At 58.8% G+C, this 23,552-nt stretch carries 21 protein-coding genes; 12 read left to right on the top strand and 9 right to left on the bottom strand.

The features are described 5' to 3' along the window. Window positions 1-58 precede the first annotated feature (58 nt). Window positions 59-634 (top strand): 2-amino-4-hydroxy-6-hydroxymethyldihydropteridine diphosphokinase, encoded by a 576-nt coding sequence (locus BN4575_RS11650; protein WP_068978287.1) that lies wholly within the window; start codon window positions 59-61, stop codon window positions 632-634. Here BN4575_RS11650 and BN4575_RS11645 read toward each other — a convergent pair. After that, window positions 560-1,264 (bottom strand): SDR family oxidoreductase, encoded by a 705-nt coding sequence (locus BN4575_RS11645; RefSeq protein ID WP_068978286.1) that lies wholly within the window; start codon window positions 1,262-1,264, stop codon window positions 560-562. The genes BN4575_RS11650 and BN4575_RS11645 overlap by 75 nt on opposite strands. Before the next feature lie 162 nt (window positions 1,265-1,426). Between BN4575_RS11645 and BN4575_RS11640 the strand changes: the two genes are divergently transcribed. Next, a complete protein-coding gene (locus tag BN4575_RS11640; RefSeq protein ID WP_068978285.1) occupies window positions 1,427-1,831 on the top strand; it encodes a CBS domain-containing protein in 405 nt (134 codons plus the stop codon). Here the strand turns inward: BN4575_RS11640 and BN4575_RS11635 are convergent. Next, window positions 1,828-2,364: a DUF2301 domain-containing membrane protein gene (locus BN4575_RS11635; RefSeq protein ID WP_068978284.1), complete on the bottom strand. Its 537-nt coding sequence runs from the start codon at window positions 2,362-2,364 to the stop codon at window positions 1,828-1,830. The genes BN4575_RS11640 and BN4575_RS11635 overlap by 4 nt on opposite strands. Window positions 2,365-2,451: 87 nt before the next feature. Between BN4575_RS11635 and BN4575_RS11630 the strand changes: the two genes are divergently transcribed. Beyond that, on the top strand, window positions 2,452-3,216 hold the full coding sequence (locus BN4575_RS11630) for a substrate-binding periplasmic protein (RefSeq protein WP_068978283.1): 765 nt from the start codon (window positions 2,452-2,454) through the stop codon (window positions 3,214-3,216). A 101-nt stretch (window positions 3,217-3,317) separates the two neighbouring features. On the opposite strand, the gene asnC is transcribed toward BN4575_RS11630, so the two are convergent. Continuing rightward, the gene (asnC, locus tag BN4575_RS11625) at window positions 3,318-3,779 is read right to left on the bottom strand and encodes a transcriptional regulator AsnC (RefSeq protein ID WP_033135290.1); all 462 of its coding nucleotides are present in this window, start codon (window positions 3,777-3,779) and stop codon (window positions 3,318-3,320) included. A 154-nt stretch (window positions 3,780-3,933) separates the two neighbouring features. Between asnC and asnA the strand changes: the two genes are divergently transcribed. Then, on the top strand, window positions 3,934-4,926 hold the full coding sequence (asnA, locus tag BN4575_RS11620; RefSeq protein ID WP_033135289.1) for an aspartate--ammonia ligase: 993 nt from the start codon (window positions 3,934-3,936) through the stop codon (window positions 4,924-4,926). A gap of 221 nt (window positions 4,927-5,147) precedes the next feature. Here the strand turns inward: asnA and BN4575_RS11615 are convergent, their stop codons facing one another. After that, entirely contained in the window at window positions 5,148-5,972 is an 825-nt protein-coding gene (locus tag BN4575_RS11615) for an MBL fold metallo-hydrolase (protein ID WP_068978282.1), read from the bottom strand. A 318-nt stretch (window positions 5,973-6,290) separates the two neighbouring features. Between BN4575_RS11615 and BN4575_RS11605 the strand changes: the two genes are divergently transcribed. From BN4575_RS11605 to BN4575_RS11585, 5 genes are all read left to right on the top strand, one after another. Beyond that, a complete protein-coding gene (locus tag BN4575_RS11605; protein WP_256028957.1) occupies window positions 6,291-7,010 on the top strand; it encodes a substrate-binding periplasmic protein in 720 nt (239 codons plus the stop codon). Window positions 7,011-7,158: 148 nt separating this feature from the next. Next, the gene (locus BN4575_RS11600) at window positions 7,159-7,827 is read left to right on the top strand and encodes a helix-turn-helix transcriptional regulator (protein WP_042017963.1); all 669 of its coding nucleotides are present in this window, start codon (window positions 7,159-7,161) and stop codon (window positions 7,825-7,827) included. Window positions 7,828-7,848: 21 nt separating this feature from the next. Continuing rightward, window positions 7,849-9,150: an L-cysteine desulfidase family protein gene (locus BN4575_RS11595; protein WP_068978307.1), complete on the top strand. Its 1,302-nt coding sequence runs from the start codon at window positions 7,849-7,851 to the stop codon at window positions 9,148-9,150. A gap of 135 nt (window positions 9,151-9,285) precedes the next feature. Further along, window positions 9,286-10,686, top strand: a complete 1,401-nt coding sequence (locus BN4575_RS11590; RefSeq protein ID WP_042017965.1) for an L-cystine transporter — start codon at window positions 9,286-9,288, stop codon at window positions 10,684-10,686. Between the two features lie 98 nt (window positions 10,687-10,784). Continuing rightward, window positions 10,785-12,113 (top strand): CoA-disulfide reductase, encoded by a 1,329-nt coding sequence (locus tag BN4575_RS11585; RefSeq protein ID WP_068978280.1) that lies wholly within the window; start codon window positions 10,785-10,787, stop codon window positions 12,111-12,113. A 137-nt stretch (window positions 12,114-12,250) separates the two neighbouring features. On the opposite strand, the gene BN4575_RS11580 is transcribed toward BN4575_RS11585, so the two are convergent. After that, window positions 12,251-13,006, bottom strand: a complete 756-nt coding sequence (locus tag BN4575_RS11580) for an outer membrane protein assembly factor BamD (RefSeq protein WP_042017967.1) — start codon at window positions 13,004-13,006, stop codon at window positions 12,251-12,253. Window positions 13,007-13,123: 117 nt separating this feature from the next. On the opposite strand from BN4575_RS11580, the gene rluD reads away from it, so the two are divergent. From rluD to clpB, 3 genes are all read left to right on the top strand, one after another. Further along, window positions 13,124-14,104 (top strand): 23S rRNA pseudouridine(1911/1915/1917) synthase RluD, encoded by a 981-nt coding sequence (gene rluD / locus BN4575_RS11575; protein WP_042017969.1) that lies wholly within the window; start codon window positions 13,124-13,126, stop codon window positions 14,102-14,104. 133 nt (window positions 14,105-14,237) lie between these two features. Continuing rightward, window positions 14,238-14,975, top strand: coding sequence for a peptidoglycan editing factor PgeF (pgeF, locus tag BN4575_RS11570; protein WP_068978279.1), 738 nt, complete (start codon window positions 14,238-14,240; stop codon window positions 14,973-14,975). A gap of 171 nt (window positions 14,976-15,146) precedes the next feature. Continuing rightward, the gene (clpB, locus tag BN4575_RS11565; protein ID WP_068978278.1) at window positions 15,147-17,720 is read left to right on the top strand and encodes an ATP-dependent chaperone ClpB; all 2,574 of its coding nucleotides are present in this window, start codon (window positions 15,147-15,149) and stop codon (window positions 17,718-17,720) included. Between the two features lie 327 nt (window positions 17,721-18,047). On the opposite strand, the gene BN4575_RS11560 is transcribed toward clpB, so the two are convergent. From BN4575_RS11560 to arcA, 4 genes are all read right to left on the bottom strand, one after another. After that, complete coding sequence (locus BN4575_RS11560) at window positions 18,048-19,454, bottom strand: YfcC family protein (protein ID WP_042017976.1); 1,407 nt, start codon at window positions 19,452-19,454, stop codon at window positions 18,048-18,050. Between the two features lie 123 nt (window positions 19,455-19,577). Next, complete coding sequence (gene argF, locus BN4575_RS11555) at window positions 19,578-20,582, bottom strand: ornithine carbamoyltransferase (RefSeq protein ID WP_042017978.1); 1,005 nt, start codon at window positions 20,580-20,582, stop codon at window positions 19,578-19,580. Window positions 20,583-20,660: 78 nt separating this feature from the next. Further along, window positions 20,661-21,587, bottom strand: coding sequence for a carbamate kinase (arcC, locus tag BN4575_RS11550; protein ID WP_042017979.1), 927 nt, complete (start codon window positions 21,585-21,587; stop codon window positions 20,661-20,663). 62 nt (window positions 21,588-21,649) lie between these two features. Continuing rightward, entirely contained in the window at window positions 21,650-22,870 is a 1,221-nt protein-coding gene (arcA, locus tag BN4575_RS11545) for an arginine deiminase (protein WP_042017980.1), read from the bottom strand. Between the last annotated feature and the right edge of the window lie 682 nt (window positions 22,871-23,552).

Genomic DNA, 23,552 nt, shown 5'->3' with positions numbered 1-23,552 from the left:
TCCGATAACCGTGAGCTGCGTATACATTTCAGATGAGCCCAACCCCAGGAAGGTGAGCATGTTCTATCTGTGTAGCATTGGTTCCAATCTCGACCCACACACCCATGTCAGCCGCGTGCTGGCCGAGCTGTTTGCGCAGGTCGGCCCCCTGCAGCTGAGTTCGGTGATCCGCACCAAACCGGTGGGAATGCACTCCAGCCACGACTTTCTCAACTGCCTGCTGGTGGTGGAGAGCCCGCTCGATGCCGCCCACCTCAAGCAACACTTTGTCGCCCTCGAGGTGGCTCACGGCCGGGATCGCAGCGATCCGCTCTGCAAGGTGCACGATCGACCGCTCGACATCGATATTCTGGCCAGCAGCACAGACGGTGACTTTGCCACGGCAGAGGTCGATTCCTATCTGGCGGAGCTGCTGGCCGAGCTCTACGGCCATGGTGAAGTGCACAACCCCAAGGTGGCGCTGCAGGTGGCAATCCCCGGCCCGTCGGGCAAGCTCAAGCCCGGCAAGGGCCTGCTGACCCGGCAGGTTGGGCTTGGGCCACTGGTGCTCGGCGAGCCTTCAGAGGGTGGCCAGAGCGCGCCCGCCATCCACCTTGATGCTGGCCCCCGTCATATAACTGTTCCCCACCAGTAGCTGCACCGCCTGCCAGATGGGCTCCAGCCCCCCCTCCCGCGCCAACGGTGTTTTCGCCAACACCTGCTGGCGCCACTCTTCACCGTGCTCGTCGAGAAACAGGATTGGCCCCGGCTCTATGGTGTTGACCCGCACGGTGGGCGCCAGCTCGCGGGCAAAGCTCATGGCCAGCGAATGGGCTCCCGCCTTGGTCGCCACATAGCTGGCAAAACGGGGGGCCGGGGCATGGATATAGATATCGGTGATGTGAATGATGCTGGCGTTGGCATTGCTTGCCAACTGGGGCGCCAGCGCCCGGTTGAGCTGGAAGGGGGCTGCCATGTGCACCCGGTAGAACTGCTCGAACTGGGCCAGTTGCGCCGCCGGATCGGCCGCCTGCGGCTCGAAGGCCGAGGCGTTGTGGATCACCAGCGCCAGATCCTGATGGGCCGCCAGCACGTCGATCAGCTTGCCGACCTCCGCCTCGCAGGCAAAATCCGCCTGCACCAGCTCGACCCCCAGCGCCGCCAGCGTGGCGAGCTCCGGCCGCTCGCTGCGATAACTGCCGGTCACCTGCCAGCCCGCCGCCACCAGCTGTTCACAGAGATAAAATCCGAGTCGACGGCCGCAGCCCGTTACCAATGCACGCATACGATCTCCTTTCCCTTTCATGGTCTTGCATGAACGAAGCCCGCCTGCCAGCGGATCACCGCCGATGTCCAGTGCCTATCAATCCCTGTGGCACAAGCCATTGGTCGCGGGCCACCCGGCCGCGTCATAGTGGCGGCATCCCCCTCTTGCGGAGTTACCACCATGCTGAAAGTGCACCACCACATGGGTCGCCTGACCCACTCCCTCACGGCCGGACTCGGCCTGGCCGAGGCGCTGGATCGCCTGCATCAATCCGGCCTTGGCGGCCTGCCGGTGCTGGATGAGCAGAAACGGCTGATCGGCTTTCTCTCGGAGCAGGATTGCATCCCCAGCCTGCTCACCGGCAGCTACCACTGCGACACCCGCACCCGGGTGGAAGATCTGATGAACCGCACGCCCCTCTCGGTCGGGCCGGATGAGAGCATTCTGGAGCTGGCTCGCCAGATGGCCGATGCCAAGCCCAAGATCTACCCGGTGCTGCAACAGGGCAAGGTGATCGGCATCATCAGCCGCCGTCAGGTGATGCAGGCCCTCAACCAGCAGATGAAGGTGTGCCAGCAGACCTAGATCTGGTAACGCCCCTTGTCACCGATATCGAAGTGCAGGGGCATCCGCCACTTGGCCAGCGCCAGCAAGGTCAACAGGGCCCCGCAGACCAGCGCCACCAGTGCGGCGGCCCACTCCACTTGCAACCACTCCAGCAGCCACAACAGCGGCAGCAGCACGGGCACTAGCTTGATGCCGGGAATGGCAAAGCAAAACTGCTCCTTGAACGCCAGCCCGGAGAGGGTCGCCAACGCAGCCCCCAGCACCAGCGCATCCGGCGCCCCCACCGCCGCCAGCACCAGCGCCCCCCAACCAAATCCCTGCAGAATCAGGCGAATCCGCTTGTCGTAGATATGCAGCGAGAAGCCGCAGATAGCGCTTGCCACTGCAAATGACATCAACCATTGTGCCGACGGGAGCAGTGCCATCCCGCTCAGTAGCGCCACACCGCGGCAAAGCAGCAACAGAGCGGCCGCACTCAGGCCAAGACGGTAGAGCGAGACGGTCAACTTGTCGATCCCGTCCAGTGGGCTCTCGATTTCAGGGTTTGCCATAAACAGTCGCTTCTCACGGATCAGTTGCTACCCAATATACTGGAATCAGGTCCTGGAATATCTTCAAACGGGCTCAGGAGACGTAGTTTGCGTGTGATCCCCCTGTTTTGGTTGCTGTTTCCACTTGGATTGCCCGCCAAAGAGCTGGTGATCTGCGGCACCATGGAGCCCCCGCTCAAGTTTCTCGCTGCCGATCAGAAACCCCAGGGTCTTGATATCGATATCGTCACCGCCATCTTCGACAAGCTGACGACGCCCTTTCGGATCGAACTGGCCGACTCCGCTGCCCGCCTCACCCGCAATGCCGAAACCGGCGCCTGCGATGTGGTGATGACCCACTCCTACAAGGCGGAGCGGGAGCGCTATCTCATCTACCCCCAACAGGCCCATCTTCGCCACAGCTGGCACTTCTTCGTGCGCAAGGCAGACCTGCTGAAGATCCGCTACGAAACGCTGGCCGACCTCAAACCCTGGCGCATCGGGGTGACCAAGGATTTCTCCTACACCCCTGAACTGGCGGCGGCGATGACTGACCCGACCTATCAGTTTCAGGAGATCACCATGAACCAGCTGCAACTACGCAAACTGCTGGCTGGACGGATCGATACCGTGCCCATGCCGCTGGTCACCGCCTTCACCCAGATCAGGGAAGAGGGGATGGAGGGCAAGGTCGACTACCTGCCCAAACCGCTCAAGAGCAGCCCCTACTTCAACACTTGGGCCCGCGCACGGGCGGATGCACAGACCCCCGCCCTGATGGCAGCCTATGATGCCGAGCTGCTGCGCATGAAGCGCAACGGCAGCCTCAAAGCCCTCTACGACAAGTACGCCATCCCCTATATCGAACCCTGATCAACCGGTCAGGGCTTCACATCCCGCAGGATCGGGTTCTGCAGTGAGATCAGGGTTTCGCACGGGAGATGGATCTCTAGGCCACTCTTATGCAGCCCGACTCAAGGTTTCACGTCCCGCAAGATCGGATTCTGCAGCGAGATCAGGGTTTCAGTGGACTGGATCTCGTCGATGGTCTGGATCTTGTTGATCAGCACAATCTGCAACTCATCGATGGAGCGGGTCATCACCTTCATAAAGATGCTGTAATGACCCGTGGTGTAGTAAGCCTCCACCACCTCGTCCAGCGCCTGCAACTTGGCCAGCGCAGAGGGGTAATCCTTGGCACTCTTCAGATTGATCCCGATAAAGCAGCAGACGTCGTAACCGAGCTTCTTCGCGTTCACCTGCACCCGCGTCCCCTCGATGATCCCCGCCTGCTTCATCTTCTCCACCCGCACATGGATGGTGCCCGGGCTGACAGCCAGTTGTTTCGCCAGTTCGGCGTAAGGGATCCGCGCATTCTCCATCAGGGCGGTGAGGATGGCCTGATCGAGATTATCGATCCGGTAATTTTCCGGCATTTTTTTGCACTCCCGTTGACGATACCTCATTAAATAACGGTTTATTTTGAAGAAAAAAACACACAAAGCCTATTTCTATTATCGAATATTGAATTTAGTAGTCATTCCGTTGAAGAATCATCACATCCAACGGGGTTTGAAACAGGAATTCAGCATGAAACAGCACTACATTCGCAGCCAACAGCAGATCAGCTTTGTCAAAGAGATGTTCTCCCGCCAACTCGCCCAACAACTGGGTCTGATGGAGGTGCAAGCCCCCATTCTGAGCCGGGTCGGTGATGGCACTCAGGACAACCTCTCTGGCCACGAGAATGCAGTGCAGGTCAAAGTGAAAACTCTGCCGGAGCACAGCTACGAAGTGGTCCATTCACTGGCCAAATGGAAGCGCCAGACCCTGGGTCGCTTCGGCTTCGGCCCGGGCGAAGGGATCTACACCCACATGAAGGCGCTGCGTCCGGATGAAGACAAGCTCACCCCCATCCACTCTGTCTACGTGGATCAGTGGGACTGGGAGAAGGTGATGCCGAGCGAGCGCCGCGATCTCGCCTATCTGCAGGAAACCGTGCGCGGTATCTGGGCCGCCATCAAGGCCACCGAGCGCGCGGTCTGTGCCGAGCATGAGTTGACCCCCTTCCTGCCAGCCGAGATCCAGTTCCTGCACAGCGAAGAGCTGCTGACCCGCTACCCGGACCTCGATGCCAAGGGGCGCGAACGCGCCATCGCCAAAGAGCTGGGTGCCGTGTTCCTGATCGGTATCGGTGGCGCCCTCTCCCACGGCGAGCGCCACGATGTACGCGCCCCGGACTATGACGACTGGAGCAGCCACAGCGAGCTGGGTCTGGCGGGTCTGAACGGCGACATTCTGGTGTGGAACCCGGTACTGCAAGACAGCTTCGAGATCTCCTCCATGGGGATCCGGGTCGACGCCGAGGCGCTGCGCCGCCAGCTCGCCATCACCGGCGATGAAGATCGCCTGCAGTATGACTGGCATCAGGATCTGCTGGCCGCACGGATGCCGCAAACCATCGGCGGCGGCATCGGCCAATCCCGTCTGGCCATGCTGCTGCTGCAAAAAGAACATATTGGTCAGGTTCAAGTCGGCGTCTGGCCATCAGAGATGAAGGCTGCCGTACAGGGCATGCTGTAAACGAGTTGATTTTATAGGTCTGGCCCGCAAGCTGTGGCACGCGGGTAGCCCTGAAGGTGTGTGGCGGTGCGGACTGAACGAGCGCAGTCCGGACATGCTGTAAGCCGTGTAGCCATCCCTGATGGCACGCGGCGAAACCGGGGCTTGCCCCTGCGACCCGCTCAACCCACGCCAGGTCGCGTCACTACATTCCTCCCGGCAATCTTCGGATTGCCGTTTTTTTACGCCGAAAAACTGTGCTCAAAACCGGCCCCGATCTGGCACTGGCGTGGCAACTGCGCCTTTCTGCTGCCAGTGCAGTGGCACGCAAACAGTTTGCCTACCGCCTCTTCCTGCAGATAGGTGCCGAGCACCTCCGCCCGCTGTGGGCCGGAAAACTTAAGATGCAGGCCGCCGATGACGGCGTGGACCCGCTCGTCGCCACACACCTCTTTGGCCCACTGGACGATGTTTTCGACCCCGGAGTGGCCGCAGCCAATAAAGACAATCAGACCCTGCTCACTTTTGTAGGCCAGCGCCGAGTCATCGCTGATAATGTCCTTCTCCACTCGCCCCCCTCGCAATATGTAGCCAAGCAGGGAAGGGGCAGCCTTGTCGCGGCGCGCGATACTCCCGAGAAACACCAGACGCTCCGAGAGCCACATCGGCTCGACCGAACAGTGGGGCAGCAACCCCCTGGCCAGCAGCGACTCCTGCTCCAGATCCCCCGAGAGGCGATAGAGGTTACGCCGTAAAAAAGGGAGCGACAGAAAATAGCCCCGTTCACAGAACACATCCGGACAGGCGATCAGCGGGATGGGAGTCGGGTAGAGAGGAAGTGAGCCAATGCCGCCCACATGGTCGTAATGGCCGTGAGAGAGCACCACATGAGTGAGCGAAGCGAGATCGATCCCCATCACAGCAGCATTGTGCTGCAAGGCCTGGCCACGGCCGCTATCAAACAGCACCTTGAGACCATCACACTCAAGCAACAGAGCCAGCCCCTTTTCGGGTAAACAGCCAGGCAGATAGACATCATCATCTACCAGCACGGAAAACTTGAGCATCGTATGTTCCTTCAACACAAACGCAGGCAATGAACGGGAGAGTGAGAGCTGGCAGCATTATTGGCATAGAAAAAGTCGAGAGTCTGTTCAATACGCATAAAGACCTGTTCCTCAGTCAACCGCTTTTGGCTTTTCTATCTCAGCAGGATCTCTCACTGAACGCCTCGCTGGTCGGAGTCGCCGCCTTTTTGTCCTGTCTATTGCCGGGCTTTGTATATGCTCAAATCATATTGATATGGAGATAGTCCCATGGTGTGGCAGCAGTCTTGGCGAAAAACGTGGCAACGAGCATGGTTCTATTGCGGGGTCATTCTATCTGTGTGTTTGGCCAGTGGATCCCGGGCAGATGAACCTCCAACCCTGACTCTGCTGGCAGAAGTGTGGCCCCCCTATATGATGCTGGATGACAGGGGCGAGCCGGTGGGCGCCGATCTCGATCTGGCCCGCGCCGTACTGCTCCAGCTCGGTTACCGCACAGAGGTAAAGGTGCTGCCCTGGAAGCGGGTACTGCAACAGGCCCACCTCCAGCAGGGGGATGCGGTGCTCGACATTTTCTTCGAATCCTCCCGCCAGCAGTGGCTCCACTATCCCGAAGAGCCGCTCTCTTACAGCGGCGAAGTGCTCTTCTATCCGGCTGCTCGCCCGGTGGATCTCGAGCAGATCTCCGACCTCAAGGGGCTGAGGATCGGCATTCAGGCCGACTACGCCTACAGCAAGGCATTTCTGACCGATCCCGGAGTGATCCGGATGCCGATGACCGGTGAGGGGAATGCCGTTAAACAGCTGCATCTGATGATGGCCGGTCGACTGGATGGGGTGGTACTCAACGAGCGGGTCGGGCGCTATCTGCTGCATACGCAGGGGCTGCAGGATCAGGTGCGCCATCACCTGTTCCCACTGACGGATGATAACCGCAACTTCCTCGCATTTACCCACAAGCCCGGCCACGATCAGCTGGCTATCCGCTTCTCGGAGGCACTCAAACTGTTCAGGCAGACCCCCGCCTATCAAGCGCTGCTGGCCCGCTATCACCTCTGATTGGCCACTGCGTCTGTGCGTGCCTTCACAATTTTTCGCACTTTGTTAAAAGGCGGGCATAATGGCGTGCAAAAAGGGGATACCGCTCAACATTAGTTGAGATTGTTGATAGTAGAATCAACTGCGGTTTACTCAAAGTTACTCATATATGTCCACAGCAGCCACCACTGACCACATCAATGCGTTAACAGATGAAGAACGCCATCTGATCGCCAGTTTCGAACCGGCCGTCGAGGCGTTGGCAGCCCTGTTTGGTGCCGGCTGCGAGGTAGTGCTGCATGCCTTCGATAATCTGGATGCCTCAGTCATCAAGATTGCCAACGGCCATGTCACTGGCCGTGGCGCGGGGGCTCCCGTCACCGACTTTGCCCTCAACCGCTTGCAAGGAGAGGCCGGTAGCCAGTGGAGCAGCTACTTCAGCCGCACCCGCGAGGGGGCGTTAATGAAGTCCTCATCCATCACCATCAGCAACCGGCTGGGCAAGCCTATCGGTATGCTCTGCGTGAACTTCAGTCTGAATACCTCCCTCGGTAGCCTGCTCGATACCTTTGCGCAGCCTGCCGCACCGGCGCAGCTCAATAACGAAACCTTTGCCAGCTCGGTGGACGATCTGGTGACCCAGGTGATTGAGAAGGTGGATCAGGACAGTTCACTCGCCAGCACGGTGCGCAATAAGGAGATAGTGACCCGGCTCTACGACATGGGGATCTTCGAGATCAAGGAGGCGGCCCAGCTGGTCGCCCGGATGCTCGGCATCTCCCGTCATACCGTCTATTTGCACATCCGCAATCACAAGGCGGACCTGAACAAGCCATAACGGCCTGCGGGCGCCATGAACATGAGAAACACTGCAATGAAAGCACAATGGACCGACTTTATTACCCTGCTCAAGCGGGAAGTGGTACCGGCCCTGGGCTGTACCGAGCCAATGTCGGTCGCGCTGGCGGCGGCCAATTGTCGCAAGCTGCTGGGGGAAACTCCGACCCGTATCAGCGTCTGGGTCAGTGGCAACCTGTTCAAGAACGGCATGGGCGTCGGGGTGCCAGGCACCGGCATGATCGGCCTGCCGGTGGCGGCGGCAGTCGGTATCACCGGCGGCAATCCCGATGCCGGGCTGGAGGTGCTCAACACCTTGACGCCAGAGCAGGTCGAAGCGGCCAAACTGCTGTTGCCCTGCATTGCGGTGGATGTGAAGGATGTGCCGGACGTGCTCTACGCCGAGGTGCTGGCCGAAGTGGAAGGCCACAGCGCCCGGGTGGTGATCTGTACCGACCACACTCGCATCATTCTGATGGAAAAGGATGGCGAGGTGCTGATGGAGCAAGACAGCGCGCCTAGGGTGCAGATCCAGCCCGCCAAATCCGCCAAGCCAACCATGACCTTGCAACAGATCGTGGAGTTTGCCCTTGAAGTGCCACTGGCGGAGATCGACTTCATCAAGGCGGCAGCCACCATGAATCAGGCACTGGCAGATGAAGGGCTGCACGGTTACGGCCTGCAGATCGGCAAGATCCTCACCGAACAGGTAGAGCGCAAGCTGCTCTCCGACGACCTGATGACCCTGGCGATGCGCCTCTCCTCCGCCGCTTCCGATGCACGGATGGATGGTGCCATGCTGCCCGCCATGTCCAACTCCGGTTCCGGCAATCAGGGCATCGCTGCCACCATGCCGGTGGTCGCTGCCGCCCGCTTCCTCAAGGCGAGCGACGAGCAACTGACCCGGGCGCTGGTGATGAGCCATCTGGTGGCCATCTACATCAAGACCTATCAGAACAAGCTGTCGGCCCTCTGCGCCGCCAGTACCGCCGCCATGGGCTCCGGTGCGGCCATCACCTGGCTGCTGGGCGGTCAGTATCAACAGATCAGCCACTGCATCAACAACATGATTGGCGATGTCTCCGGCATCATCTGCGATGGCGCGGGCAGCGCCTGCTCCATGAAGGTCTCCACCTCCACCTCGGCGGCGGTGAAGTCCTCGCTGATGGCGATCAACAACCTGCATGTGCCCCAAAGCGAAGGGATCGTCTCCGATGACGTGGACGAGACCATCGCCAATCTGGGCCGCCTCTCCAAAAAGGGGATGCTGGATACCGATATCGAGATCATCAACATCATGCGAGCGAAACAGCAGAAGCGTTGAGTTCGCGCTAAGGGGCAACAGACCCCCTTGTTCATGTCATGACGGGTCAGGCCGTCTGACACTACGGTTGCCAGGACAAGCATGGCGCTTGTTCTTATTTCTCGGGCGTAAGCCCGCTTTTTGGGGAGTCATACCATGACATTCAGCGTTATCGGTAATCTGGCCATCCTGGCCATGTTGCTGTTCTTTCTCTACCGGTTACAGCAAAAACATGTGAGCTTCACCCGCCGGGTGTTTGCCGGTCTGGGCCTCGGTATCCTGTTCGGTGCCGCTCTGCAACTGCTCTATGGCGCCGGTTCACCAGTCATAGTCCAGACCATCGACTATCTGGATATCGTGGGTGGCGGCTATGTGAAGCTGCTGCAGATGATCATCATCCCGCTGATCATGGTCTCCATCATCAGCGCTATCTTGAAGCTCAATGGCGGTACCGCGCTGGGCAAGATCAGCGCCATGACCATAGGCGTACTGATCTTCACCACCGCCATTGCCGCCGGTGCGGGCATCCTGATGTCCAACCTGTTCGGCCTGACCGCCGAAGGGCTGACCTCCGGCGCCGCCGAGAGCGCCCGTGGTGCCGCGCTGCAAAGCTCCCTTGGTAGCGTCGAGAGCATGTCTTTTGCCAAGATGATGCTGGAGTTCATCCCTGCCAATCCCTTCCTCGACATGACAGGGGCGCGCAAGACCTCCACCATCGCCGTGGTGATCTTCTCCATCTTCATCGGCATCTCTGCCACCGGCATAGCTCGCAAAAAGCCGGAGATCTTCGCCAGTTTCGGTCACTTCATCGCCGTGGCTCACGCCATCGTGATGCGAATGGTGACCCTGGTGCTGCGCCTGACTCCGTTTGGCGTGCTGGCGCTGATGACCAAGGTGGTCTCTGGCTCCAACTACACCGACATCATCAACTTGCTTAGCTTCGTCATGGCCTCTTATGGTGCCATCGCTATCATGTTCGCGGTACACCTGCTGCTGGTGAGCATGGTCGGCATCAACCCGCTGCGCTTCCTCAAGAAGATCACCCCGGTGCTGGCCTTTGCCTTCACCTCGCGCACCAGCGCGGGCTCCATCCCGATGAACGTACAGACCCAGACCAAGTCACTGGGTATTCCGGAAGGGATCGCCAACTTCGCCGCCTCCTTCGGTTCCACCATCGGCCAGAACGGCTGTGCCGGTATCTATCCGGCGATGCTGGCGGTGATGATTGCTCCGACAGTCGGGGTCAACCCGATGGATCCCGGCTTCATCATGACCCTGATCGCCATTATCACCGTCAGCTCCTTCGGGGTGGCCGGGATTGGCGGCGGTGCTACCTTTGCCGCGCTGATCGTACTCTCCGCACTGGACTTCCCGGTGGCGCTGGCTGGCTTGCTGATCTCCATCGAGCCGCTGATCGACATGGGCCGCACCGCACTGAACGTCTCCGGCTCCATCACCGCAGGGACGGTTACCAGCCGCCTGATGGGCGAAACCGACATGCATGTGTTCAACAGCGATCACGAAGTGAGTCTGGACGGCGAAGAGTCCACCGTCTGATTTGCTGCAGGTTGATCTGCGCGTGGAAAGGGGCGACCCTTTCCCGCCATAGACCGCAGGGAGGGCATGCCCTCCCTGCGCCATTGAGAGGAAAAACTATGAGAATTCTGATCATCGGTGGCGAAGCCGCCGGTATGAGTGCGGCGGCCAAGGCGCGCCGTCTGGCCAAAGATGCCGAAATCGTGGTGTATGAGGCCTCCGAGGTGATCTCTTTCGGGGCCTGCGGTCTGCCCTATTTTGTCGGTGACGAGTTTCAGGAGCCCGGCTACATGGCCGAGTTCACCCCCGAGCAGTTCGCTGCCAAGGGGATCGAGGTCAAGATTGGCCATCGGGTGCTGAGCGTTGACGCGGCGGCTCAGACCCTGCAGGTGGAGCACAACGGCGACACCTTCACCGATCGCTACGATCGGCTGATGATCGCCACCGGTGCCCGCGAAGTGATGCCTCCCATCCCCGGCTTGCAGCAGCAAGGGGTATTCGGTCTACGCCGGATGGCTGACGGACTGGCGCTGAAAGCGGCGGTGCAAGACAAAAGCAATCGCCGCGCAGTGGTGATTGGCTCCGGCTTTATCGGGCTGGAAGTGGTCGAGGCGCTGGTCCATCAGGGCAAAGAGGTGCGGCTGATCGAGCTGGCGGATCGGGTCATCCCTGATGCGTTTGATGGCGAGATCACCCAACACATCGAAACCGAACTGCGCGAGCAAGGGGTCTCTCTCCATCTGGGTGAGCGAGTTGAAGCGCTGCTGGGGGATGGCCGGGTCACCGGCGTGCGAACCAGCCAGGGCGAGTACGAGGCCGATATCGTGGTGGTTTGCACCGGGGTCAAGCCCAACACCGAGTTTCTGGCCGACACCGGCATCGAACGGCTCGGCAACGGCGCCATCAAGGTGGACCGTCAGGGGCGCAGCTCGCTGGCCAACGTCTGGTCGGCCGGTGACTGTGCAAGCGTCTGGCACAGCGTGAAGCAGCAACAGGTCTATGTGCCGCTCGCCACCATTGCCAACAAGCTGGGCCGCATGGTGGGCGAGAACCTGGCGGGGGCCGAGCAGGAGTTCCCTGGCACCCTCGGCTCTGCAGCGCTCAAGGTGCTGGGGCTGGAAGCGGGCCGTACCGGCCTCTCCGAGCAGGAAGCCAAGGCGATGGGCATCGACTATCGCACCGTGGTGATCAAGGACAAGTGCCACACCAACTACTGCCCGGGTCAGTCTGACATCCACGTCAAGCTGGTCTATGAGGCGGGCAGCAAGCGGCTGCTGGGCGGTCAGATCCTCGGTCGCAAGGGGGCGGTACACCGCATCGACGCGCTGGCGGTGGCCATCACCATGGGAGTGACCACCGAGCAGCTCGGCATGCTGGACTTCGCTTATGCCCCGCCCTTCTCCCGCACCTGGGATGCCCTGAACGTGGCAGGCAATGTAGCCAAATAGCCGAACAGTAATGACGGCGCATCAGCTGCGCCGTCAGCCAATTTATCCGCAGACCGCGGTAGTCTGCGGATAAATTGCAGGCATAAAAAAACCGATGCCTTGGCATCGGTTTTTTGTTACCGGTTCATTCACATTACTCAGCCACGGCCGAGGCGATTGTCCGGGTAGTTTTTTGCCAACACTTCACGGGCATTCTTGGCCAGCTGCGGCATCTTCAGGGTCTCGTAGGACTCGACCATGATCTCCAGCGCCGCCTCGGTTTCAGCGGTGTCGGGATAAGTCTCGACAATCAGCTTGGCCCGGTTGGCCGCTGCGACCAATGCATCACGCTTGACGTAGTACTTGGCCACGCTCAGGTCATATCTGGCCAAGCGATTCTTCAAGCCAGTCATGCGAGCGCGCGCATCGGCGGCATAGACGCTGTTGGGATAATTCTGCAGCAGGGTCTTGAAATCCTGGAAGGCCTGACGGGCATAAGCTGGGTCTTTGTCGTCCCGATCGATTCCGAACAAGTCCTGGAAGAAATTATAATCCGCCGCCATGTTGGTCAAGCCGCGCATATAGAAGACGTAATCGATATTTTTATGCGCCGGATTAAGGCGGATAAAACGGTCGATATTGGCGATCGCCTGAGCGGTGTCATCCTGCTTGTAGTAGGCATAGATAAGGTCAAGCTGAACCTGGTTAGAGTAAGCACCGAACGGATAACGAGAGTCCAAAGCCTCAAGTAATTCAGTAGCTTGCACGTAATTACCAACATCCAGTTTGAGGCGTGCTTTCTGGTACAGGGTCTCCGGCGGTTCGTCGGGTACCTTGGGTTTGGTGCTGGAACAGCCCGTGATCAAGGTAGCGACCAAGGCGAGCGACATCAGCAGGTGAGACTTCTTTCCCATCAACAACATCCGGTCCATTTCCACGAAATTGGCAAAGTATCCGTTATGCTTGGCTAAAAGAAAAGCTAGAATACCCTGATTATTTCGAATTGATACCCCCCGCTCAAGAGACCATACATGAGCCAGCATATTGAACTGACAGGCGAATTCCAGGATCACCAATTCGGGCAGCGACTCGACCAGGCCCTGGCCGAATTGTTTCCAGACTACTCCCGCACCCGCATCAAGGAGTGGATTTTACAGGACAGAGTGACCCTGGACGGTCAGGTTGCCAACACCCCGCGCGAGAAAGTGATTGCCGGGCAACAGGTGCATGTGGATGTCGAGCTGGAAGATGACACCCGCTGGGATGCCCAGGATATCGCGCTCAACATCGTTTATGAAGATGAGCATATTCTGGTGATCGACAAACCGGCTGGACTGGTGGTTCACCCGGGTGCAGGTACACCGGATGGCACCATCCTCAATGCCCTGCTGCACCGTTACCCCAGCATTGCCGAAGTGCCCCGTGCCGGCATCGTGCACCGTCTGGATAAAGACACCACAGGTCTGATGGTAGTTGCCAAGACGGTGCCAGCCCAGACTCATCTGGTGGAAGCACTGCAGGCGCGCCAGATCACCCGTGAGTACGAAGCAATCGCCATCGGTCACATGACCGCAGGCGGCACTGTGGATGCGCCGATTGGGCGTCACCCAACCCAGCGTACCCATATGGATGTGGTACCCAATGGCCGACCTTCCGTGACTCACTATCGGGTACATGAGAAGTTCCGTGGTCACACCCGTCTGCGTCTGCGCCTGGAAACCGGCCGTACGCACCAGATCCGTGTCCACATGGCACACATCAAGCACCCGCTGGTGGGTGACCCGGCATACGGTGGCCGTTTGCGCCTGCTGCGCAACGCGACCCCTGAACTGACCCAGATGCTGCGTAGCTTCAACCGTCAGGCGCTGCATGCCACCATGCTGCAACTGGCTCACCCCATCACGGGTGAAGTGATGCAGTGGCACTCCCCAACCCCGCAAGACATGGTGGAGCTGATGGAAGTGCTGCGTGCCGATACCCTCGTTAATCCGGATGACATCGTCTGGAGTTGATGAGCAAGGCGGGTATGCGACCGATCTTGCCGTAACCCGCCATCAAGCATGTCTGACACCCCAAACGGGGCGCCTTAACTGATGACAGCTAAGGCGCCCCGTTTTTATATCGGTGAAATTGAAGGAGTCACAGATGAAATGGATCGAACCTGACTGGCCTGCTCCGGCCAACGTCAGAGCCCTGTCAACCACTCGGGATGGCGGGGTAAGCGAGGGGGTTTTCGCCGGGCTGAATCTGGGCGCCCATGTGGGGGATGATCTGGCGCGGGTCGAGGCCAATCGTGGCCACCTGCAACGGGTAGCGGCCATTCCTGCCCCCCTCAACTGGCTTAATCAGGTACATGGCACAGTCGTTCATCCGGTCAGTTGCCATTATGAGCAGGCGCCGGATGCCGACGCGGCTTGCGCCCATGAAGTGGAGCAGGCCTGCATCGTAATGACCGCCGACTGCCTGCCGGTGCTGTTTTGTGATCGGGCTGGCACTGTGGTCGCCGCCGCCCACGCTGGCTGGCGCGGACTGAAAGAGGGCGTGCTGGAGGCAAGTATCGCCGCCATGGCTTGCGATCCTGTCGATATCCTGGCCTGGCTTGGCCCGGCCATTGGCCCCACCGCGTTCGAAGTGGGTGGTGAGGTGCGCGATGCCTTTATGGCGGAGCAGGCCGAGGCGGCGGCAGCCTTTGTACCCTCCCCCAACGAGGGCAAGTGGCTGGCGGATATCTACCAGCTGGCCCGACTGAGACTGACCCGCGCCGGGGTGAACGCCGTGTACGGCGGTGAGCACTGCACTTTCAGCGATGGCGAGCAGTTTTACTCCTATCGCCGCGATGGCCAGACCGGCCGGATGGCCTCCCTTATCTGGCTGACGGCCTGATTGCGCTCCCCGTCCTTTGGCTCAAAAGGACGGGGATCCCGCCCCTCCCCCGTTTTGCAGAAAAAATAACCAGCCCTACCCCTTGAAATAACCCGTACGGGCCGCATCTTTCTTGTCAGAAAGTTATGTTGTTTGCCGCGCAAGCGGCGTCTGCCTCAAAGGGGGAGTGCGATGCGTCTCGATCGCCTGACCAGCAAATTCCAGGTTGCTATTTCCGATGCCCAGTCACTTGCACTGGGTCATGATCACCAATTTATCGAACCCGTCCACTTGATGACCGCACTGGTCAATCAGAACGGCGGATCAATCCGTCCACTGCTTACTCTGACCGGAATGGACATCAATACCCTGCGCTCGCGCCTTGGCGAAGAGCTGGATCGACTGCCCAAGGTCAGCGGGGTAGAGGGGGATGTTCAGCTCTCCAGCGGCCTCGGCCGCCTGCTCAACGTCTGCGACAAACTGGCCCAGCAGCGCAAGGATCAGTTCATCTCATCCGAACTGTTCGTGCTGGCAGCCCTCGACGAGAAAGGCAATCTGGGTGAGCTGTTGCGCGCTCAGGGCCTGAGTAAAGAGAAGCTTGAAACTGCCATCGACAAGGTGCGAGGTGGCAGAAAAATTGAAGATGCCAATGCCGAAGAGAACCGTCAGGCGCTGGAGAAGTACACCATAGATCTGACCGAGCGAGCCGAACTCGGCAAACTCGACCCGGTGATCGGTCGTGATGACGAGATCCGCCGCACCATTCAGGTGCTGCAACGCCGCACCAAGAACAACCCCGTGTTGATCGGTGCTCCCGGGGTCGGCAAGACCGCCATCGTGGAAGGGTTGGCCCAGCGCATTATCAACGGCGAAGTGCCGGAAGGGCTGAAGAACAAGCGTGTCCTCTCCCTCGACATGGGGGCACTGGTGGCCGGTGCCAAGTATCGTGGTGAATTTGAAGAGCGGCTCAAAGCGGTGCTGAGCGATCTGGCCAAAGAGGAAGGCAATGTCATCCTCTTTATCGACGAACTGCACACCATGGTCGGCGCCGGCAAGGGCGAAGGGGCCATGGATGCCGGCAATATGCTGAAACCGGCACTGGCCCGTGGCGACCTGCACTGCGTTGGTGCGACCACACTGGACGAGTACCGTCAGTACATCGAGAAAGATGCTGCGCTTGAGCGCCGTTTCCAGAAGGTACTGGTGGAAGAGCCGAGCGTGGAGGACACCATCGCCATCCTGCGCGGCCTCAAAGAGCGTTACGAGCTGCACCACCATGTGCAGATCACCGACCCCGCCATTGTGGCGGCTGCCCAGCTGTCCCACCGCTACATTGCGGATCGCCAGCTGCCGGACAAGGCCATCGACCTGATTGACGAGGCGGCAGCCAGCATCCGGCTGCAGATCGACTCCAAGCCGGAAGCCCTCGATCGCCTCGAGCGTCGCATCATCCAGCTCAAGCTCGAACAGCAGGCGCTGATGAAGGAGGACGACGACGCCAGTCGCAAACGGCTGGATCTGATCAATCAGGAGATTGGCGAAAAAGATCGGGAATACAACGAACTGGACGAAGTATGGAAGGCCGAGAAGGCCGCCCTTGCCGGTACCCAGCATATCAAGGCAGCACTGGAACAAGCCCGTCAGGATCTCGAAGTGGCGCGCCGTGCTGGCGATTTGGGCCGGATGTCCGAGCTGCAATATGGCCGCATTCCCGAGCTGGAGAAACAGCTGGATCTCGCCACTCAGGCCGAGATGCAGGAGACCAGCCTGCTGCGTAACCGGGTTACCGATGTGGAGATCGCCGACGTACTGGCCCGTGCCACTGGCATTCCGGTGGCGCGAATGCTGGAAGGGGAGCGTGACAAGCTGCTGCGGATGGAAGAGCAACTGCATAGCCGGGTGATCGGGCAGGAAGAGGCGGTTGAAGCCGTTTCCAACGCCATTCGCCGCTCCCGTGCCGGACTGTCGGATCCGAACCGCCCTATCGGCTCCTTCCTGTTTTTGGGGCCCACCGGGGTAGGCAAGACTGAGCTGTGCAAGGCGCTGGCGGAGTTCCTGTTTGATACCCAGGATGCCATGGTGCGGATCGACATGTCCGAGTTCATGGAGAAACACAGCGTGGCCCGTCTGGTGGGGGCGCCTCCCGGATATGTGGGCTACGAAGAGGGCGGTTATCTGACCGAAGCGGTACGCCGTCGCCCCTACTCGGTGATCCTGCTGGACGAAGTGGAGAAAGCCCACCCGGATGTGTTCAACATCCTGTTGCAGGTGCTCGATGATGGCCGCCTGACCGATGGTCAGGGCCGCACCGTCGATTTTCGCAACACTGTGGTGATCATGACCTCGAATCTGGGTTCTGATCTGATCCAGGAGCACCACTCAGAGAAGGATTACGAGGAGATGAAGGCCCTGCTGATGGAGGTGCTGACCCGCAGCTTCCGGCCGGAATTTATCAACCGGATCGACGAGACAGTGGTGTTCCATCCCCTCGGCGAGGATCACATCAAATCCATCGCCCGGATCCAGCTCAAGAGCCTGATGGGCCGACTGGAGGCGCAGGGTTACGAGGTGACAGTGAGTGAAGCACTGCTCGACAAGCTGGTGCACGCCGGGTTCGATCCTGTCTACGGAGCACGCCCGCTCAAACGGGCAATCCAGCAAAAAGTGGAGAACCCGCTGGCGCAGGCCCTGCTCTCCGGTCGCATCGTGCCCGGCAAGACGCTGGTACTCGGGGCCGACAGCAACGGCTTGACCATGACCCAGTAATGGGACGATGAAAGACCAACCCGTCACGCCTTGCTGCTGACACGGCGCCATCACCCGGTGTGCAAGAGGTAAAAAACCCCGAAACCATGGGAATGGTTTCGGGGTTTTTATCGCCATCACAGTCGTTCGTGACTTCATTCATCCTGTCACGGCGCTCAGTACTTCGGACTCTCCCCTCTTCGCTTACTCTCGCGATCCCTCTGCGCAGAGAGTGGCTGCTGGACTACCCCATCAACCGCTCAGCGGGGATATTCAAAAAATAATGCCAGTCAGGCTAGCTGACTGGCATTCACCCTCGCGAGCTGTTGTTACATCTTGCGAGTCATCTTAGGAGAGCAGCGCCCCCAGGCTCAGGCAGACCACAATCAGCACGGTCAGGATACCGAGCAGCGGAGCCACCCATTTCAGCCAGCGCACATAGGGCACCTTGGCGATGGCCAGACCGCCCATGACCACGGCAGAGGTCGGGGTCACCAGGTTCACCAGACCAGAGGCTGACTGGTAAGCAGTCACCACAAGATCGCGGCCCACATTGGCGAAGTCGGCCAGCGGCGCCATGATCGGCATGGTCAGTACGGCCAGACCGGAGGAGGACGGCACCAGGAAGGAGAGCACTAATTCCAGCACGAACATCACGTTGATGAACACCACGGTAGAAAGACCGGTCACGATCCCTTCTGCACTGTGCAAAATGGTGTGAGTGATCATGCCGTTGTCCATCACCACCACGATACCGCGGGCGATACCGATGATCAGTGCCACACCCAGCAGGTCGCGGGCACCGTCGATAAAGTTGGTGGTCAGCTCCTCTTCGCTCATGCGGGAGATGACACCGACTATGATGGCTGCAGCCAGGAACACACCGGAGATCTGCGCCATCCACCAGCCCAGCACGGCCACCCCGTAGATCATCACGGCGAAGGCGGCAACGAAGATACCCAGCACGATTTTACGGGTCAGGGTGAACTCCAGCATCTGGTCGCTCTTGTTGCCGAGGAAGTGGGCACGGTTCTCTTCCCACTTGTCAGCCACCAGGGATTTGCTGGGATCACTGCGCACCATCTTGGCGTAACGCATGACGTAGGCAACGCAGAGCAGCCAGCCAGCTATCAGCATGGCGACACGCAGCCAGATACCGTCGGTAAAGGAGATACCGGCCGCGTTGGCGGCAATCACAGTCGCAAACGGGTTGATGGTAGAGCCCAGGGTACCGATACCGGCCCCCAGCAACACGGTTGCCGCAGCGACGACCGGGTCGAAACGGGCAGCCATCATCACCGGCACCAGCAGGGTGTAGAAGGGCAGCGACTCTTCGGCCATGCCGTAGATGGTGCCGCCTGCGGCGAACAGCGCCATCAGGATCGGGATCATCCACTCTTCACGGCCGCGCAGGCGGTCGGTAACACGTTCAATACCGGCATCAATGGCACCGGTCTTGGTCACAATGCCAAGAAAACCACCGATGATCAGGATAAAGAGGGAGACGTCGATGGCGCCTGCCTCATACGTTTCGTGGTTGTAGAGGCCATCGATAGGTGCCAGCAGCACGTCAACGATCCCCTGGGGATTCCCCTCCACCAGCTTGTAGGTACCCGCCACCGGCACTTCTTTGCCGAGGGCTTCGTTCATGGTCATCTCGTATTTGCCGGCCGGCACTATCCAGCTCAGGGCGGCCACCAGGGCGATCAGCACAAACAGTATCGTGTAGGCTGACGGGAACTTGAATTTGGTCATGGTCCAGCTTCCTTCTGTGGGTGTGGTATCCATGCAGGCTGCGGGTTGTAGGGTTAGAGGTATTATGCCGCTGTCACATGGTCGAAAAGCCGGGGGTTGCCCCCCGGCACCACTACTGCGACCTTAGTCGCCCAGCGTAGCAACCATCACTGCCTTGATGGTGTGCATCCGGTTTTCGGCCTCGTCGAACACGATGCTGTGCTCGGATTCGAACACCTCCTCGGTCACTTCCAGGCCTTTCATGCCATATTTTTCAGCCACTTCCTTGCCCATGGTGGTCTCGTCGTTATGGAACGCCGGCAGGCAGTGCATGAACTTCACGTCAGGGTTCTTGGTGGCGTTGATGACATCCATATTGATCTGATAGGGGGTCATCAGTTTCACCCGCTGATCCCAGGCTTCTTTCGCTTCACCCATGGATACCCAGACGTCGGTGTAGAGGAAATCGGTGCCCAGTACACCCTCTTTCACATCTTCGGTCAGGGTGATGCGCGCGCCGGTCTCTTCGGCAATCAGGCGGCACTTGGCGACCAGATCCTCTTCCGGCCAGAAGGCTTTCGGCGCGACCAGACGAATGTCCATGCCCATCTTGGCGGCACCGACCATCAGGGAGTTACCCATGTTGTTGCGGGCATCACCCAGGTAGGCGAACTTGATTTGATCCAGACGTTTGCCCTTGCCGTGCTCCAGCATGGTCATGAAGTCGGCCAGGATCTGGGTCGGGTGGAATTCGTTGGTCAGGCCGTTCCAGACCGGCACACCGGCGTAGGCGCCCAGCTCTTCCACGATCTCTTGGCCGTAGCCGCGGTATTCGATGCCGTCATACATGCGGCCCAGCACACGGGCGGTGTCCTTCATGGACTCCTTGTGACCGATCTGGGAACCGCTTGGGCCGAGGTAGGAGACTTGCGCCCCCTGGTCGAAGGCCGCCACTTCAAACGCACAGCGGGTGCGGGTAGAAGTCTTCTCGAAAATCAGGGCGATGTTCTTGCCGGTCAGGTGTTTGCGCTCATAGCCACCGTATTTGGCTTTTTTCAGGTCGATGGCCAAGTCGATCATGTATTGGATTTCGCGTGGGGTGAAGTCCAGCAGTTTCAGGAAGTTACGGTTACGCAGATTAAAAGCCATGATGAGTTCTCTCTATATTTGTTGCAGACCAATTCGGGCAGTAGTGTTGACTACGCATTCTCAGTACAGATTCAGTAACTAGGCATGTTCAGTGCGAGTGGCGACGATATTGGTACCGGCTTCGCCCTTGAGGATGGCGAGGCCATCTTCCAGAGAACCGATCCCGACCATGCCGCCGGTCGCTTTGACAAATTCACAAGAGGCTTCGACTTTCGGTCCCATGGAGCCCGCATCGAACTTGACCCCGGCCAGCTCGTCCGGGCTGGTGACCCGCAGCGGGTGCTGGGTCGGCTTGCCCCAATCCAGATAGACGGCATCGGCGTCGGTCAGGATCAGCAGGGCGTCAGCCTTGATCTGCTTGGCCAGATAGGCGGCAGACATGTCTTTGTCGATCACCGCTTCGATACCGGTCAGGCTCTGGCCATCCCAGGTCACCGGAATGCCACCACCACCGGTACAGATGATGAGGTGGCCCTGGGCGATCAGGGTTTCGATGGCATCACCTTCGATGATGCGCTGGGGCAGTGGGGACGGCACCACGCGGCGGAAGAACTTGCCATCAGCCTTGACCACCCAGTGTTTCTCTTCTGCCAGAGCACGGGCTTCGGCTTCTTCATAGACGGGGCCGATAAATTTGGTCGGATTGGCAAACGCCGGATCCTTGGGATCAACCTGCACCTGAGTCAGCAACGCGGTAACGTTGCGGCTCGGCATCAGATTTTTCAGCTCCTGGATCAGCATGTAGCCGATCATGCCCTGAGACTCGGCACCCAGCACATCCAGCGGATAGGGAGAGACCTTGGTATAAGCGCTGTTTTGCAGGGCCAGCAGGCCGACTTGCGGGCCGTTGCCATGCACCAGCACCACGTTGTACTCCTGAGCGATCAGGGCGATGGTCTTGGCGGCAGTGGCAATGTTCTTGCGCTGAATATCCGCCTCAAGGGGCTCACCACGACGGAGCAGTGCATTGCCACCCAGAGCGACGACGACAGTTGGTTTTTTCATAGTGGTTAATCTCGATTTTGGGTCTGTGTGGCGCCAGCCTCTGCCGGCGCCACGCCGTCTCATCAGATGCTGTCGCGTTCCATCGGGCAGCTCATGCAGCGGGCGCCGCCGCGGCCACGGCCCAGTTCATCACCCGGAATGGAGAGAACTGTGATGCCGGCCTTGTCATATTTCTCGTTGGTGTAGGTGTTGCGCTCATAACCCACCACCACGCCGGGACGTACGGTCAGTACGTTGTTGGCATCGTTCCACTGCTCGCGTTCGGCTTCGAAGCTGTCACCGCCAGTCGTGATGAGCTTGAGCTGATCCACACCCAGCGCTTTCTCGATGGCAGTAACGAAGTAACCCTCTTCCTTGATGTTCATGCCGGTGGCGCCGCCCGGAGTCAGACTCCAGCACTGCAGATCTTTGCGAACCACTTCTGGATAAACGGAGAAGGTATCTATATCCATGTGAGTCATGACGGTATCCAGGTGCATGCAGCTACGGTGTTTCGGCAGCTCCATGGCGATGACCTGTTTGGCCTGACCATGTTTGAACAGGCTGCGAGCCAGATGCTCAACCCCTTGTGGCGTAGTACGCTCGGACATACCGATGAGCACAGCACCACGACCGATGACCAGTACGTCCCCCCCCTCGATGGTGGCGTTGTCGTAGTCATGGTCTTCGTCACCGAAGTACTTGATGAAGTCCTGCCCGGCAAACATCGGGTGCCAGCGGTAGATGGCCTTCACATGGTTGGTTTCGCGGCGACGGGCCGGTTTGGCCATCGGGTTGATGGAGACGCCACCGTAGACCCAGCAGGAGGTATCACGGGTAAAGAGGTGGTTAGGCAGCGGCTCAATGATGAAATCGGTTGGGGTGTGCATGCCAACAACCATGTTGACGCCGCGGTGGGGCATCTCGGAGTAGGTCAGGCCACCCGTCAGAATCCGGGCCAGTTCACGATGCGGCATATCGGCCAGGAAGCAACGCACATCGTTGGCCAGAGAAGAGCCGAGGCGATAATCGGAGACCTGATGTTGCAGCAGCCAGGTTTTGGCTTCCGGCACATCCAGGGTTTCGGCCAACATATTAGTCAGCAGGAAAACTTCGACATTCTGATCGCGCAGTACCTGAGCGAATTTGTCGTGCTCCTGACCGGCACGCTCTACAGACAAGACATCATCGAACAGCAGGTCCTGGCAGTTGGAAGGAGTCAGACGCTTCAGACTGAGGTTGGGGCGGTGCAACATGACTCGGCGCAATTGGCCAACTTCAGAACCTACATTAAATTTGCTCATGATTAAATTCCGTCTAGCAGTGGTCCCTGCGAGTGATTGAATAGATTCCTTCTATTCATGCTCGTGGCTAAGGCGGGATATTCTTTATGTAGGGTACTCGGCTTATGTTCTATCCTGCCCTTGCCTTTCGAGACCGAGGTTAGACCTGCGAACCAACGCAAACTTAGACATTGATCACATTCACTCAGAACTGAATATATTCACCGCTCAATCTATGACCCCAGTAGCAAATCGCACATTTTCCAAACACCGCATGATGAATAGCCATGCACAATCACCCTGCTATATTTCAGTTTGATTCGTTTTTTATTCATTCATGGTCAATGGCCGGATTAAACAAGAAAAAAACAAAACCTTTAAAATCAATGGAGTGTAAATATTTAAATAGGAGCAATGAATATTGCCGTCTCGCTATTGAATACATCAGCATGACCACCGGATCGGAGGAGAAATAAAAACTCATATCCCCACACTTCATTGCATAAAACTTTTCTTGTCCCAGATCATGGCATTGATGTAACCCCCTTAGCGCCCTGCCCTGCACGCAATACTCTTCCCGATCCGATTCAACTCAATATGCACAAAGCACGCATCCAGGCAGCTAACTATCCCGGCGAATCATCACAATGCCTTTTGATACTTTTTTCATTAGTTGAATTTATTGGTCTCACCTTGCACTGCC

The sequence above is a fragment of the Aeromonas sp. EERV15 genome, from assembly GCF_900079845.1.
Classification (GTDB): domain Bacteria; phylum Pseudomonadota; class Gammaproteobacteria; order Enterobacterales; family Aeromonadaceae; genus Aeromonas; species Aeromonas sobria.
This window is presented reverse-complemented; position numbering and strand designations above follow the sequence as displayed.

Coding starts and splice junctions, on each gene's coding strand:
- BN4575_RS11650 (WP_068978287.1), top strand. CDS start 59: ATGTTCTATCTGTGTAGCATTGGTTCCAATCTCGACCCACACACCCAT.
- BN4575_RS11645 (WP_068978286.1), bottom strand. CDS start 1,264: ATGCGTGCATTGGTAACGGGCTGCGGCCGTCGACTCGGATTTTATCTC.
- BN4575_RS11640 (WP_068978285.1), top strand. CDS start 1,427: ATGCTGAAAGTGCACCACCACATGGGTCGCCTGACCCACTCCCTCACG.
- BN4575_RS11635 (WP_068978284.1), bottom strand. CDS start 2,364: ATGGCAAACCCTGAAATCGAGAGCCCACTGGACGGGATCGACAAGTTG.
- asnC (WP_033135290.1), bottom strand. CDS start 3,779: ATGCCGGAAAATTACCGGATCGATAATCTCGATCAGGCCATCCTCACC.
- asnA (WP_033135289.1), top strand. CDS start 3,934: ATGAAACAGCACTACATTCGCAGCCAACAGCAGATCAGCTTTGTCAAA.
- BN4575_RS11615 (WP_068978282.1), bottom strand. CDS start 5,972: ATGCTCAAGTTTTCCGTGCTGGTAGATGATGATGTCTATCTGCCTGGC.
- BN4575_RS11600 (WP_042017963.1), top strand. CDS start 7,159: ATGTCCACAGCAGCCACCACTGACCACATCAATGCGTTAACAGATGAA.
- BN4575_RS11595 (WP_068978307.1), top strand. CDS start 7,849: ATGAGAAACACTGCAATGAAAGCACAATGGACCGACTTTATTACCCTG.
- BN4575_RS11590 (WP_042017965.1), top strand. CDS start 9,286: ATGACATTCAGCGTTATCGGTAATCTGGCCATCCTGGCCATGTTGCTG.
- BN4575_RS11585 (WP_068978280.1), top strand. CDS start 10,785: ATGAGAATTCTGATCATCGGTGGCGAAGCCGCCGGTATGAGTGCGGCG.
- BN4575_RS11580 (WP_042017967.1), bottom strand. CDS start 13,006: ATGGGAAAGAAGTCTCACCTGCTGATGTCGCTCGCCTTGGTCGCTACC.
- rluD (WP_042017969.1), top strand. CDS start 13,124: ATGAGCCAGCATATTGAACTGACAGGCGAATTCCAGGATCACCAATTC.
- pgeF (WP_068978279.1), top strand. CDS start 14,238: ATGAAATGGATCGAACCTGACTGGCCTGCTCCGGCCAACGTCAGAGCC.
- clpB (WP_068978278.1), top strand. CDS start 15,147: ATGCGTCTCGATCGCCTGACCAGCAAATTCCAGGTTGCTATTTCCGAT.
- BN4575_RS11560 (WP_042017976.1), bottom strand. CDS start 19,454: ATGACCAAATTCAAGTTCCCGTCAGCCTACACGATACTGTTTGTGCTG.
- argF (WP_042017978.1), bottom strand. CDS start 20,582: ATGGCTTTTAATCTGCGTAACCGTAACTTCCTGAAACTGCTGGACTTC.
- arcC (WP_042017979.1), bottom strand. CDS start 21,587: ATGAAAAAACCAACTGTCGTCGTCGCTCTGGGTGGCAATGCACTGCTC.
- arcA (WP_042017980.1), bottom strand. CDS start 22,870: ATGAGCAAATTTAATGTAGGTTCTGAAGTTGGCCAATTGCGCCGAGTC.